The 12873-nt window shown below is 68.5% G+C and carries 11 protein-coding genes; 7 read left to right on the forward strand and 4 right to left on the reverse strand.

What is annotated here, in order from left to right:
- Window positions 1-9: 9 nt before the first annotated feature.
- Window positions 10-270, reverse strand: a complete 261-nt coding sequence (locus G4D87_RS22020) for a hypothetical protein (RefSeq protein WP_163784057.1) — start codon at window positions 268-270, stop codon at window positions 10-12.
- A gap of 198 nt (window positions 271-468) precedes the next feature.
- Here G4D87_RS22020 and G4D87_RS22025 point away from each other — a divergent pair, with 198 nt between their 5' ends.
- The 3 genes from G4D87_RS22025 to G4D87_RS22035 all read left to right on the forward strand — a co-directional run bounded on the left by G4D87_RS22025 (window position 469) and on the right by G4D87_RS22035 (window position 4050).
- On the forward strand, window positions 469-2211 hold the full coding sequence (locus G4D87_RS22025) for an N-acyl-D-amino-acid deacylase family protein (RefSeq protein WP_163784059.1): 1743 nt from the start codon (window positions 469-471) through the stop codon (window positions 2209-2211).
- 112 nt (window positions 2212-2323) lie between these two features.
- Window positions 2324-3097 carry a M57 family metalloprotease gene (locus G4D87_RS22030; RefSeq protein WP_163784061.1) on the forward strand — a complete coding sequence of 258 codons (774 nt, stop codon included), beginning with the start codon at window positions 2324-2326 and terminating at the stop codon, window positions 3095-3097.
- A 185-nt stretch (window positions 3098-3282) separates the two neighbouring features.
- Window positions 3283-4050: a M57 family metalloprotease gene (locus tag G4D87_RS22035; RefSeq protein WP_163784063.1), complete on the forward strand. Its 768-nt coding sequence runs from the start codon at window positions 3283-3285 to the stop codon at window positions 4048-4050.
- 160 nt (window positions 4051-4210) lie between these two features.
- On the opposite strand, the gene G4D87_RS22040 is transcribed toward G4D87_RS22035, so the two are convergent.
- Window positions 4211-5668 carry a hypothetical protein gene (locus G4D87_RS22040; RefSeq protein ID WP_240358488.1) on the reverse strand — a complete coding sequence of 486 codons (1458 nt, stop codon included), beginning with the start codon at window positions 5666-5668 and terminating at the stop codon, window positions 4211-4213.
- 282 nt (window positions 5669-5950) lie between these two features.
- Between G4D87_RS22040 and G4D87_RS22045 the strand changes: the two genes are divergently transcribed.
- From G4D87_RS22045 to G4D87_RS22055, 3 genes are all read left to right on the forward strand, one after another.
- Window positions 5951-8251: a zinc-dependent metalloprotease gene (locus G4D87_RS22045; RefSeq protein ID WP_205507679.1), complete on the forward strand. Its 2301-nt coding sequence runs from the start codon at window positions 5951-5953 to the stop codon at window positions 8249-8251.
- A 155-nt stretch (window positions 8252-8406) separates the two neighbouring features.
- Window positions 8407-8910 (forward strand): cytochrome c nitrite reductase small subunit, encoded by a 504-nt coding sequence (gene nrfH, locus G4D87_RS22050; RefSeq protein ID WP_163784074.1) that lies wholly within the window; start codon window positions 8407-8409, stop codon window positions 8908-8910.
- Complete coding sequence (locus G4D87_RS22055) at window positions 8907-10376, forward strand: ammonia-forming cytochrome c nitrite reductase subunit c552 (protein ID WP_163784067.1); 1470 nt, start codon at window positions 8907-8909, stop codon at window positions 10374-10376. Before nrfH ends, G4D87_RS22055 begins: the two co-directional genes overlap by 4 nt.
- A 51-nt stretch (window positions 10377-10427) precedes the next feature.
- Here G4D87_RS22055 and G4D87_RS22060 read toward each other — a convergent pair whose 3' ends face one another.
- Entirely contained in the window at window positions 10428-10895 is a 468-nt protein-coding gene (locus G4D87_RS22060) for a DUF2147 domain-containing protein (protein ID WP_163784068.1), read from the reverse strand.
- Window positions 10896-11204: 309 nt separating this feature from the next.
- On the opposite strand from G4D87_RS22060, the gene G4D87_RS22065 reads away from it, so the two are divergent.
- Window positions 11205-11726: a biotin transporter BioY gene (locus tag G4D87_RS22065; protein ID WP_240358489.1), complete on the forward strand. Its 522-nt coding sequence runs from the start codon at window positions 11205-11207 to the stop codon at window positions 11724-11726.
- A gap of 5 nt (window positions 11727-11731) precedes the next feature.
- On the opposite strand, the gene G4D87_RS22070 is transcribed toward G4D87_RS22065, so the two are convergent.
- The coding region (locus G4D87_RS22070; protein WP_163784070.1) for a CHAT domain-containing protein at window positions 11732-12873 on the reverse strand (1142 nt) is incomplete at its 5' end.

Consider the following 12873-nt stretch of genomic DNA (forward strand, 5'->3'; position numbering starts at 1 on the left):
CCTCCGGCCTCAGTCGGCGTCGACGCCCGCGTCGGGACTCCCCGAGCCGCCCCTGCCTTCCCTGAACCCCTGCGCCGCCTCCCGGGCCGCGCCCTGGGCCTCCTTCGCGGCCTCCCGGGCGCCTTCTTGAAGCTCCTTCGTCGCCTCCCCTACTTCGCGCCCCACCTGCCGTGAGCTCTCCCGCGCGGACTGCTCATCGCAGCCGGTGAACGCCGCGAGCGAAGCCCCCAGGCCCACCAGCGTGAGCCACTTCCAACCCTTGCCTTGCATTGCACGCCTCCCTGGCTCGTGGTGCGTTCGCACCTTCCGCGGGCCAAGATAGTCACGCCCGCGCGGAGCGGCTGCCTGGGGGTCGAGCGCTCCCCTGACGCGCCCAGGCAATGGCATCCACGCCGGCCTGTGCAGGAAAGAACTGTCGGCGCGCCTTCTGGCTGGAAGCTGACAATCGACGGGGCCTAGGCTCTGTCCATGGACCTCATCGTCGAGAACGGCCTCGTGTTCGATGGTCTGGGCAATCCCCCGCGCAAGCTGCATGTGGGCATCCGGGGAAGCACCGTCACCACGCTTTCGGAAGCCCCGATTCCGCGCGCCCCGCATACGCGCGTCATCGACGCCACCGGCCACTGGGTGACACCAGGCTTCATCGACTGCCACACGCACTACGACGCGGAGGTGGAGCTGGCGCCCTCGCTGTCGGAGTCCGTGCGACACGGCGTCACCACGGTGCTGATGGGGAGCTGCTCGCTCAGCCTCGCGCTGGGCACGCCCGAGGACCTGGCGGACATGTTCTGCCGCGTGGAGGCCATTCCCTACGAGACGGTCCGGTCGCTGCTGGAGGAGCGCAAGACGTGGAACACGCTCGGCGACTACCTGACGCACCTGGAGCAGTTGCCGCTGGGCCCCCATGTCGCGTCCTTCATTGGGCACTCCGCGCTGCGAGCCCACACCATGGGCCTGCACCGCAGCCTGGAGCCCGGCCTGCGCCCCCGGGAGGACGAGCTGCGCGCCATGGAGTCCCTGGTGCGCGAGGGGCTCGAGCTCGGCTACCTGGGCCTGTCGGTGATGACGCTCAAGTGGGACAAGATGGGCGGCACCCGCGACATCCGCAGCCGCCCCCTGCCGTCCACCTACGCCCGCTGGAGCGAGTACCGCCGCCTGACGCGGCTGCTCCGTGAGCGGGGCCGGGTCTTCCAGGGCGTGCCCAACATCAGCACCAAGGTGAACGTGGTGCTGTTCTTCCTGGAGAGCATCGGGTTGTTCCGCCCGAGCCTCAAGACGACCGTCATCTCCATGATGGACCCGCGCGCCAGCCGCGGCATCCACCGCCTCATCGGCGCGCTCTCCCAGGTGGCCAACCGGCTGCTGGGGGCGGACTTCCGGTGGCAGGCCCTACCCGAAATCTTCGACCTCTGGGCGGACGGCATCGACCTGGTCGTCTTCGAGGAGTTCGGCGCGGGCGCCGCCGCCCTCCACCTCCAGGACGCCGCCTCACGCGCTGGGCTGCTGCGAACGCCGGAGTACCGTGAGCGCTTCCGCCGCGAGTGGACGAACCGCTTCCTGCCCCGGGCCTTCCACCGGGACTTCAACGAGTCGCGCATCCTCCAGTGCCCCGACGCCAGCGTGGTGGGCAAGTCCTTCGCCCAGGTGGCGAAGGAGCAGGGGCGTGACGCGGTGGACGTGTTCCTGGACCTCATCTCCACCCACGGCGACGCCCTGCGCTGGTACACGGTGATGGCCAATGACCGGCGCGAGGAGCTGGAGCGCATCTGCCGGCACCCGGACATCCTCATGGGCTTCTCGGATGCGGGAGCGCACCTGCGCAACATGGCGCACTACAACTTCCCCCTGCGGCTGCTGCGGCTGGTGCGTGAGGCGGAGAAGCGCGGCGAGCCCTTCATGAGCGTGGAGCGCGCCGTCCACCGGCTCACCGGGGAGCTGGCCGGCTGGTTCGGCCTGGATGCGGGGGTGCTCGCGGAGGGCCGGCGCGCGGACCTGGTCGTCATCCACCCCGACGGCCTGGACGCGAAGCTCGACGAGGTGGCGGAGGCCCCCATGGAGAACTTCGGTGGCTTCGTCCGGCTGGTCCGCCGCAATGACGCCGCGGTGAAGGCAGTGCTCATCTCCGGGCGCGAAGCCGTGAATGAAGCCGGCGTGTCTCCAGCGCTGGGCCGGGAGCGCGGCTTCGGCGGCGTGCTCCGCGCCCGGGCCTGAGGCCACGGCGCACTGCGTAGGACGGTGAGGCACCGTGCCGCCGCTACTTCCGCCATGCTTTACTCAAACGCGCAGCGCGGAAACCCGTTTCAAGACAGGAGCCCATCCAACCATGCTCAAGAGAGCGGCAGTCCTGATGTTGAACTGTGGCGTGTTGCTGTCCGGCTGTGGTCCCGACTCACCCACCGAGAACACGGAGGTCCTCTCCAATCTGACCGAGGCAGGGTTTCGCGCCGAGGACATCACCGTCGTCGATGACGCCGTCTATGTCGGGGGCGACGCGCATGTGCCGCTCGCGGCCTCCCGGGAGATGCTCCAGCGTGGCGAAGGGAGCCAGGAGCACTACAGGACGACCAACCTCGTCGGCCCCAACGTGACCCTGATTTGCATCAATGCCGCGACTTCACTCTCGAGCGTTTCCCGGTTCAGCCAGGGCCTCGACATGGCCCTCGCGAACTACAATGCCCTGGCGCTCAGGTTCAGATTCGCCCGAGTCACCACCACCACCAACTGCTCCGCGACCATCAATGCGTCGACCATGCCGGGTACCGGGTACACGTCGGGCTATCCGTCGGGCGGGCTCCCTTATGGGCAGATTCGAATCGGCACCGGGCTGAGCATCTACAGCGTGGACATGATTGAACATGTCATCACCCACGCGCTGGGCCACACGATTGGCCTCCGCCACACCGACTTCTACAATCGCGGCATCAGCTGTGGCGGCGGCCCCGTCAATGAGGGCCAGGGTGGCATGGGTGCCATCCACATCGCCGGGACGCCCACGGTGGCAAACCCAGGCGGGTCCATCATGAACACCTGCATCCCGTCCAGCACGGACGGTGAGTTCTCCACCGGCGACATCATCGCGTTGACCTCCCTTTATTGAGCGGCGACGCGACGCTCCTCCCCAACCAGGCCACGCGCCCCGGCTCCGCGTTGGTGATTCGGCGCGTCAATTGATGACTGGATTCACCAGGGGAGTGGCCAAACACCGTGCCACCACGGCTTGCGCCATGCTTTACTCAAGCGCGCAGCGCGGAAACCCGATTCAAGACAGGAGCCCATCCAACCATGCTCAAGAGAGCGGCAGTCCTGATGTTGAACTGTGGCGCATTGCTGTCCGGCTGCGGTCCCGACGCAACTGGCGGGAGCGCGGAGGTCCTCTCCAACCTGACCGAGGCAGGATTTCGCGCCGAGGACATCACCGTCGTCGATGACGCCGTCTACGTCGGAGGCGACGCGCATGTGCCGCTCGAGGCCTCCCGGGAGATGCTCCAGCGTGGCGAAGGGAGCCAGGAGCAATACAGGACAACCAATCTCGTCGGCGCCAGCGTGACCCTGATTTGCGTCAATCCCACGGCTGCGTTCCAGAGCTATGCCCAGCTCAACAAGGGCCTCACCCTCGCCATCGACAACTACAATGCCCTGGGGCTCAGCATTACCTTGGTTCGGGGCCCGCTCGCCAAATGCGACGCCAACATCATCGCGACGACCATGACCGGTACCGGTCACTCCACGGGCTTTCCCTCGGGAGGATTGCCCTATGGGTTGATTTCGATTGGCACCGGACTGAACAACTTCAGCCTGGACGTGAATGAGCATGTCATCACCCACGCGCTGGGCCATACCCTGGGCCTCTATCACTCGGACTATTTCAACCCGAGCATCAGTTGTGGCAGCGTGGGTGGCGGCACACCCACGGGCGTGGGCGTCATACACATCCCCGGGACGCCCACCGGGGCAACGCCGGGTGGCTCCATCATGAACACCTGCTTCCCGTACAGCACGAACGGTGAGTTCACGTCCTCCGACATCACCGCGTTGAACTACATGTACTGAGTTGCAGCGGGTCGATGCGCCTGCAAATGAGGCGCATCGACCCGGACATCCGCATGCTCATTCAGGGGAGAAGCGCCCCTCCGCCCGCTGAAAAAACGAGGGCCGCGCCCCCCCTTGGAATGGGCGCGGCCCTCACGTGCGGCATCGAAGAATCGAAGGACTACTCGCAGCTGCCCTGCCGCAGGTACGACAACAGCGAAGCGTCGTCCTCGGAAGCCGGCGCCGCGCCCACCAGGCACTGCCCCTGGGCGACGACCACCTGCGAGTCATTGGCGGAGAGCAGCAGCTCGCCCGTCACCACCTGCAGGCCCCCCTTGAAGCCCGTGGCGCTGTTGGCGGGCGCGGCGCGCAGGCTCGGCCCTCCTTCGCCCCCGCTGAGACGCAGCCGATAGGTCGCGTCCTCATACGCCGCGGGAACCTCCGACGCGGGTTCCGCCTTCAGGGGCGCCAGGTAGAAGCGCGTCACCAGGTCGAACTCCGGCTGCACCTTCAGCAGCGGCGCGCCATCCGCCCCGCGCGTCAGCGTCACGTCGAAGTGCCGGCCGGACTGCGCGTTGAGGTCCAGCTCGAAGAGCTTGTCGCTCCCCAGGCTCACGTGGGTCTGCGCGTCACCAACGCCCAGGTTCTTCACCACGACGTCCGTCTGGTTCTCCGTCGCCTCGATGGAGTACGAGATGCCGGCCAGGGACACCGTCCAGTCCTTGCCCTGCAGCGACGGCGCCAGGCCCGTGTACGGAAGGCGGACCTCCGTGGTGTTCAGGTCCAGCGAGAAGCGCGCGCGCTTCGCCTGGCCGTCCGCCTCGAACGCCACGAGCGGCTCGGCCCGCGCGGAGGAGAACGCGAAGGTGCTTCCCTCCAGCGCCAGCTCCAGCCGCAGCGCGTCCAGGATGGAGGCGCTGACAATCCAGTGAGCCTCGCCCTCCTTCGTCGCCTTGAGCTCGACCTGTCCCACTATCACGTTCGGCAGGACCCCGGCCGACTCGGCGTCGAGCTGCTCCACCGCGCCCTTCAAGCCCCCCAGGTCCACCACCAGTGAGACGGCCTTCGGCAGGAAGCGCAGCGCCAGCGGCTCCGCGCGGTTCGCGCCGATGAGCAGCTCCAGCTCCAGGGAGTCATCCCCCTGGCTCGTCGCGCGGATGCGCAGCTGTGCATCCTCCACGAAGCGGACACAGTCCTCGTCCGCACGCTCACTGCCGTCCGTGCAGACCTGCTCGCCCTTCAAGCGGAAGACGGTGGCGTTGCCCTCCGTGGACTCCACGTTGGCCTCGGTGAAGACGCGCTCGCGCAGGAACCGCTCCAGTTCGTCCGCCTGCGTGTCCACCGCATCCGCGTCGAACATGGCGGACAGCGCCGCGCCCTCGTCACCCGCCGGCAGGCCTGGGCGCGGCACGCCCTCGAAGCCCGCACCGAACAGCGCCATCGCGTCGCCCAGGCCGTTGAGCGTCGACAGGCCGCTCACGGTCTTCATGCTGCTGCTGACACCCCGCAGCGTCTCCGCCGACCGGGAGGCGGCGATGTCAGCGACCTTCTTCGCGTCGGGAGCTTCATCGGGATCACAGCCCGTCGTGACGAAGGCGATAGCCGCGACCGCGGCGAGCCAGGACCTGGAGTTCTGCATGGGGCGTTGCTCCTTGGGGTGGGTAGACAGTGCCCCCCGCCTCAGCAACGTCCGCGCCAACCCAGGCTCCGGGTGTTTCCAAGGGTTTCCGACACACCCCAGGCCTCAAAGCCGGGGTTGCCATGACATCCCTGTCATGACGGGCCGTTCGGCGCCGGGGAGATGCTTGCGCGGTGAGGGCGATTCCTCCCAGTCGCCGTCTCCCCTGAGGGCCGCGATGCAGGCGTCCCGTTGCTCCAGCACCGGATGGAAATTCCTCCGTCCGGCGGTCTGGAGCACGACATGTTCGAATGGAGTACGCACAGGCGGCGTGCCTGGTGGGGCGCGCTGTCGCTGACGCTGGCCCTTGGCACTGGCTGCGGGGGCGGCATGACAGCGCCGACCACGCCCCCACCGGAAGCACCCGGGCCCGGGCTCGCCGTGGAGCTCGGGGGTGACTTCGTGGCCATCCCCCGGGAGCTGAGCAAGGAGCAGCGGCACCACGTGGACCAGAAGCTGGGCGGCGTGGTGGAGGACGCGGGCAAGAGCTTCTATCTGGCCATCCGTCGCAGCGAGCTGCGCCAGCGCTGGTTCCTCACGGCGTTCGCCAAGCAGTACCACCCCGGAGGCGTGGGCAACCGCGCGGGCGAAGTGCTGGGCAGCCGGGTGGTGAGCTTCGAGGAGCAGAACGGCAAGCTCTTCGTGTTCGACGTCGACAAGCGCAAGGTGATGAGTGACGTGTTCGACCCGCAGCTCCTGGTCGAGGCGTATCCCATCGTCACGGATTACCGCCCGTTCAACCGACTGCCCGGTGCGAGCCAGTACGTGCTCATCGACCCCACGGCGGGCCTCAACCGCTATGGCGTCGTTGGCGACAGGGTCGGCCAGAATGGCGTCCGCTTCCAGGTGGAGCTGAGCTTCGCGCAGCGCTTCCGGCGGCTCGCCGATGGGGTCGCCTACGAGCAGGTCTTCACCGGCTACGCCGACCTCCCCTGGGAGTGGGCGTCCTACTACGGCGAGGACAATGCCTTCCGGACGGCGGGGACGCTGGCCATCTCCCTTCGCGAATACAAGGAGGGGCAGGGTTACACCCCCACCCCGCTTCCGCCCCGGGAGCTCTACTTCCGCAGCGACCGGCGGCTCGTGCCCAACACGACAGCGGAGCAGTTCGAACAGGTGGCCCTGAAGTGGAACATCCACCCCGGCATGAAGCCCATCCGCTGGCACATCATGGACACCGTGCTCGCGGCGCAGCAGGACCCTCGCCTGCAGCCGTATGACGTCGTGGGCGCGATGAAGCGCGGCATTGAAGGATGGAACGCCGCGTTTGGCTTCCCCGTGTTCGAGGCGGTGATCGGCGGAGGCATTCAGGACTTCGCCGACGACGACCGCAACGTCGTCATCTTCGACACGGACGAGCTGATGCCCCTGGCCTTCGCGAACTGGCGCAGCAATCCCATCACCGGTGAGATTCGAGGGGCCAGCGTCTACCACTCGGTGAGCTGGCTGCTGTTCGCGGTCGAGGCGTTCGCGGAGGAGGCCCCGCTCACCGAGCGCGTCGCCGAGCTGGCCACCGCGCCCCCCGCGCCGAGGCTCCGGCTGTCCTGGTCCGGCCTGGAGGGCACCGCGCCTTGTGAGCTGAGCGCATCGGACCCACGCCAGGTGCGCGCCCGCCTCCAGGGCTCGGCCCACGCCAGGCTCGCGGCGCTCACCCAGAAGCAGAAGGTGGAGGCGCACATCACACACGTCATGCTCCACGAGGTGGGGCACACGCTGGGCCTGCGCCACAACTTCTCCGGTTCGCGCGTCAACGACGGCAGCCCCAACAGCCTCGTCTCCACCTCGGTGATGGACTACCTGCTCGACGAGGACCGGGCCCTCATGGATGCCCCGGGCGTCTACGACGTGCGCGCCGTCCGCTACCTCTATGGCCTGTCATCCGAGCTGCCCGCGACGGACGCCTTCTGCTCGGATGACGACCGCCGCGTTGACCCGTACTGCGCCACGTATGACCGCTTCGGCGATTCCCTCACGCTGCATCATGGCCCCGTGTTCCAAGGGCACCAGGACGCCCTGCTGACCAGCCCCAATCCCTGGCCCCGCCTGCAGTTCTACTTCGACTACGTGTCCTCGCCGTACCTGGGGTTCCTGCGCATCACCGACCCGGCAAGTCAGGCCACGGCCTACGCGCTGGCCATGCAGAAGCTCCGGCCGCCGCTCGTGATTCCCCCGGGCGCCCGGCCGGACTACGCGGCCCGCGCGGATGAGCTCACGCGGCGCATCTTCCAGCGGCTGTACCTGGACCCTGCGTCGAGCCGGGGCAACTTCACCAGCGACCCGCCGCCGTCCCCCGCGCTGCTGACGCCCATGCTGGCGGACATCGAGGCCATCCTCCTCAACACGGACGGCGTGCGCAGCCACGCGGCGCGCCGCACCCTGGTGGACGTCCTCAAGGCCCAGCAGTCGCTCGGCGCGTACCAACTGCTGCGCGAGGTGCGCGACTCGCTCAACGCCAGCCTGCCCTCGCTGCCCCCTGAAGAGCAGGCGCTGACCGAGGACCTGGTAACGCGCATCTCAGTCGCCCTGTCTCCGTACTACCGCTGAGTGGAGCGTGAACCTCCGGGCCCATGCCTCGTGTGGTCGAGGCATGGGCTCGGCGGGCGCGAGGATTTCGCGACCCGACTCCAGCGGCTCAAACAAGGTGAACATTCGTCCACGATTGCGAGATGGGACTGGCCGTCTGCTCAGCCGTTGCTACGGTGTTCCGCGTGTTCTCGGCCTCCCGCACACTCCTGGCAGTGGCCCTGGGGCTGACCCTGGGCGCGGCCATTGGCATCGGTGGCTACACCTTCGTGTACGCGAAGGGCTCGGCCTACTTTCAGGACGACCCAGCCGCCTGCGCCAACTGCCACATCATGACCGAACAGTACGATGGCTGGCGCAAGAGCAGCCACCACGCGGTGGCCACCTGCAACGACTGCCACACGCCGTCAGGGCTGGTTCCCAAGTACCTCAACAAGGCGAGCAACGGCTTCTGGCACTCCTTCTACTTCACCACCGGCACCTTCCCCGACCCCATCCGCATCCGCCCGCACAACCGGATGGTCACGGAGGACGCCTGCCGGAAGTGCCACGCCAGCCTCGTGGAGAGCATCGAAACGCCCCACGGCGCCTCGCTGCAGTGCCTCACCTGCCACAACTCCGTGGGGCATCCCGAAGGCTCCGGGAACCCCGAACTCATCCGTCAGGAGGTTGAACGATGACCGAGAAGCAACGGCGCTTCAGCGGCGTCAAGCTGGTGATTGCCGTGGCGGTGGCGGCCGCCCTGGCCGCCGCTGGCGTCACCGCGCTCCTGGTCAACATCATGGAGCGCAAGCAGGAGGCGAAGAATCCCTTCTACCGGGTGGTGGAGCTGGACGACACCATCACCGACCCGGAGGTGTGGGGGCGGAACTTCCCGCTGCAGTACGACAGCTACAAACGCACGGTGGATTCGCAGCGCACCCGCTACGGCGGAAGTGAAGCCGTGGCGCGAACGCCTTCCCAGGCGGACCCACGCAGCGTCGTCGCGCAGAGCCGGCTCGAGGAGGACCCGCGGCTGGTGACGATGTGGAGCGGCTACGCCTTCGCCACCGACTTCCGCGAGGAGCGCGGCCACGCGCACATGCTGGAGGACCAAGTCTACACCGAGCGCCAGCACGTGACGCAGCAGCCGGGCACCTGCATCCACTGCCACGCCAGCGTGTACGTGCCCTACAAGAAGCTCGGTGACGGCGACCTCATCAAGGGCTTCGAGAAGATGAACCAGATGCCCTTCATGGAGGCGCGCAAGTGGGTGGAGCACCCCGTCTCCTGCATCGACTGCCACGACCCCACCACGATGCAGCTGCGCGTGACGCGGCCTGGCTTCATCGAGGGCATCGCCGCGCTCAAGGCCAGCCAGGGCGTTCCCAACTTCCGGGTGAATCAGGACGCGACGCGCCAGGAGATGCGCACGTACGTGTGCGGGCAGTGCCACGTCGAGTACTACTTCAAGGGCAAGGAGAAGCGCCTCACGTACCCCTGGGCCAAGGGCATCAACATCGATCAGATCATGGCCTACTACGACGAGGACGGGCACTCCGACTGGACGCACGAGCTCACGGGCGCCAAGGTGCTGAAGGCGCAGCACCCCGAGTTCGAGCTGTACAACCAGGGCATCCACGCCAAGAGCGGCGTGGCCTGCGCTGACTGCCACATGCCCTTCATGCGCGAGGGGGCGATGAAGGTCAGCGACCACCACGTGCGCAGCCCGCTGCTGAACATCAACCGCGCCTGCCAGACGTGCCACAAGTGGAGCGAGGCGGAGCTGCTCCAGCGCGCGGAGACCATCCAGACGCGCACCTTCGAGACGCGGAACATCGCCATGGACGCGCTGGTGGACCTCATCCATGACCTCGAGTCCGCGCAGAAGGCGGGCCTGCCCGAAGAGGCGCTCGCCAGGGCGCGCGACCTGCAGAAGCGCGCCCAGTTCTACCTGGACTTCGTGGAGGCGGAGAACTCCATGGGCTTCCACGCGGACCAGGAAGCGGTGCGCATCCTGAGCAACTCCATCAACTTCTCGCGCCTGGGCCAGAACGCGCTGCGTCCCGGGGGCGGCGCCTCCACCAGCCCCACCACGCGGCCCCAAGGCGCTCCGATACCCGTGTCCACGGATGGCGCCGGTGAGACGCAGCAAGGCTCGAAGTAGGCACGGCGAGCGGAAGCGGGAGGTGCCCGCTTCCGCCCTCCACCGGAGGTGCTACTCGGCGCGCACCCAGTACTGGGTGCGCCCCAGCAGCGACATGCCGACGTAGCCGCGGACCTTCAGCTTCTTGCCGCCATCCTCGACGGCGACCTTGCACTTGTAGGTCTTGCCATTCGCGGGGTCGAGGATCTTGCCGCCCGACCACTCGTCATCATCCTTCTCCAGGTCGCGAAGGATGGTCATCCCGATGATGGGCTGGTTCTTCAGCGAGCCCTCGCACTTGTCGCAGAGCGGGTTCTGCTCTTCCTTGGGCTCGCGGAAGAGCTTCTCGATCTTCCCGTACAGCTTGCCGTTCTCCTCGTAGATGGCGATGACGGACTTGGGCTTCTTCGTCTCGTCATCAATGGTCGTCCACCGGCCGACGGCGGCATTGGTCGCGGCGGGGGCCTTGTCCTCGGCGACGGCGTTCGAGGCCAACAGCAAGGTCAGGGAAGCGAGTCCAAACCAGCGGGTTGCGTTCATGTCTTGGTGTCCTTCCGCGCGGGGGCGCACGCTGGAGGAAGCATGCGCACAAGCCCCGCATCACGTCGTTTGTACTCCACCGCCGTGCCGGCACTCAAACGTGCCGCCTCGCGTCATCGCTGTCTCACCGAGGAGTTGAGGAAAGCGGGTTTCGCCAGCGTTGCGCCTCGTGACGCCAGCGTGTACCCCACCGGCGCGCCGTGTCCTCGCGGTGTCCGATTCTGGAGGCTCCGCCTGACGCTCGCCACCACCGCCCGCCCCCGCCTCCGTGTGCTCGCCGATGGCGTCGCGCGCTCCCGGGCTCACGACGTGGCGCTCGTGCTCGGCGGCGCGCTGCTCACGGCGGGGCTCGCGCAAGTCTCCCTTTCAGTGCCGGGCTCGCCCGTTCCCATCACGGGTCAGTCCCTGGGTGTCATCGTCGCTGCCGCGGCGCTCGGCCCCGCGCGAGGCATGGCCGCGCAGCTCCTGTACCTCCTGATGGGCACGGTGGGCCTGCCGTTCTTCGCGGAGGGCGCCAGCGGTCTGGAACGCATCCTGGGTGCGACCGGGGGCTACCTGGTCGGCTTCGTCCCGGCGGCCTTCCTGGTGGGGCTGGCGGCCCAACGTGGCCTTGACCGGAGGCCGTGGACCGCGCTGCCGCTCTTTGTCGTGGGCCAACTGGCCGTCTTCGCCGTCGGCCTGCCCTGGCTTGTCCTGTCCGCCCGGCTCGGCGTGGCCAAGGCCCTTGCCGTCGGCTTCACGCCCTTCCTTCCCGGAGGGCTCCTCAAGGCCGCCATCGCCGCCGTGCTGCTGCCCCTCGCGTGGCGGCTGGTGGGGCCCCGCAGGGAGTGACGCCTTCACGTGCAACGCGCGGAGCCTGAACGCCCCCAGCGCCGCAACGCCAGGAGCACGAGCAGCGCCGCGGCAATGACAAGCGCCCCGGCCAGTCCAGCCATCGGCGCACCCTCCTCGCGAGGCATCGCGGCCACCAGCGCGGCGTCGCCGAGCACCACCAGCCCTGCCCAGGCCGCCGGTGGCAGCCCCGCGTCGATGGCCTCGAGCTGCGCGGCTCGCAGCGCCGCGGAGACACTCAAACCCGTGGCCAGGTGCCGGTAGAAGTCTTCCACCAGGTCCGCCGCTTCTTCGTCGCGCAAAGGCCACAGGCTGGCCACCACCGCGCTCGAGCCCGCCTCGAAGAAGGCCCGCGCGAGGCTCAGCACGCCCTCACCCGGCAGCACCGCTCCGGAGGCGCTGCGGCACGCGGACAGCACCACCAGCGCGCCGTCGAGTCGCAGCTGGGTGATTTCGCGCGGCTGGAGGATGCCGTCCTCTTCCTCCGCGCCCGGGGTGAGCACCAACGCGGAGCGCTCCGGGGCCTCGGCGTCCACCACGGCGTGCGCCGCCAGGTGCAGCACCCGGACCCGCGACAGGTCCGCGCGCTTGAGCGCGCGCTCCGAGGCCTCCGTGCCCACCAGCAGCCGGGGCACGACGTGGGTGTCTCGCAGCTCCTTCGCCACCCCGAGCCCTTCGCGACGGGCCTCGGGCAGCGCGCCGAGCCGCGCGGCCTCATCGAAGATTCCCGTCCGAGCGCGCGCCGCCGGCCGCGACGCCCCCTGTTCCAGGACCCACTCGGGGTCCGCCAGCACCAGCGCCTCACCGACCGGCCTGAAGGGGCTCTCCCCGTGCCAGTGGCGCCACAAGCTCGCCGAGGGCACCAGGGCCAGCTCGTAGCGAGCGACCAGCGGCGGCCCGTCCCGACGCTCCCGCAGCGCGGCGAAGGGAAGGTCATGCAGCGGCCCATCCGGAACCAGCAGCAGCCGCCGAACCGTGGGTGGCAGCCCCGCGAGCGCCGGGCCGAGCAGCTGCGCGTGAAGCGCCACCGCCGCGCCGAGCTCGGAGCCATCCCTGCGCTCGACGAGCCCGGAGAACAGCGTGGCCGCCGCCGCGAGCCGCGTGCGCTCGGGGATGCGATGGACGTGGGTTCCCCCCCGTGTCACCA

The sequence above is a fragment of the Myxococcus vastator genome, from assembly GCF_010894475.1.
Classification (GTDB): Bacteria; Myxococcota; Myxococcia; order Myxococcales; family Myxococcaceae; genus Myxococcus; species Myxococcus vastator.

Excerpts from the sequence above, each read along its gene's own strand:
- G4D87_RS22055 (WP_163784067.1), top strand. The coding sequence starts at position 8,907 with ATGACCGAGAAGCAACGGCGCTTCAGCGGCGTCAAGCTGGTGATTGCC.
- G4D87_RS22060 (WP_163784068.1), bottom strand. The coding sequence starts at position 10,895 with ATGAACGCAACCCGCTGGTTTGGACTCGCTTCCCTGACCTTGCTGTTG.
- G4D87_RS22025 (WP_163784059.1), top strand. The coding sequence starts at position 469 with ATGGACCTCATCGTCGAGAACGGCCTCGTGTTCGATGGTCTGGGCAAT.
- G4D87_RS22040 (WP_240358488.1), bottom strand. The coding sequence starts at position 5,668 with ATGCAGAACTCCAGGTCCTGGCTCGCCGCGGTCGCGGCTATCGCCTTC.
- G4D87_RS22045 (WP_205507679.1), top strand. The coding sequence starts at position 5,951 with ATGTTCGAATGGAGTACGCACAGGCGGCGTGCCTGGTGGGGCGCGCTG.
- G4D87_RS22030 (WP_163784061.1), top strand. The coding sequence starts at position 2,324 with ATGCTCAAGAGAGCGGCAGTCCTGATGTTGAACTGTGGCGTGTTGCTG.
- G4D87_RS22020 (WP_163784057.1), bottom strand. The coding sequence starts at position 270 with ATGCAAGGCAAGGGTTGGAAGTGGCTCACGCTGGTGGGCCTGGGGGCT.
- G4D87_RS22035 (WP_163784063.1), top strand. The coding sequence starts at position 3,283 with ATGCTCAAGAGAGCGGCAGTCCTGATGTTGAACTGTGGCGCATTGCTG.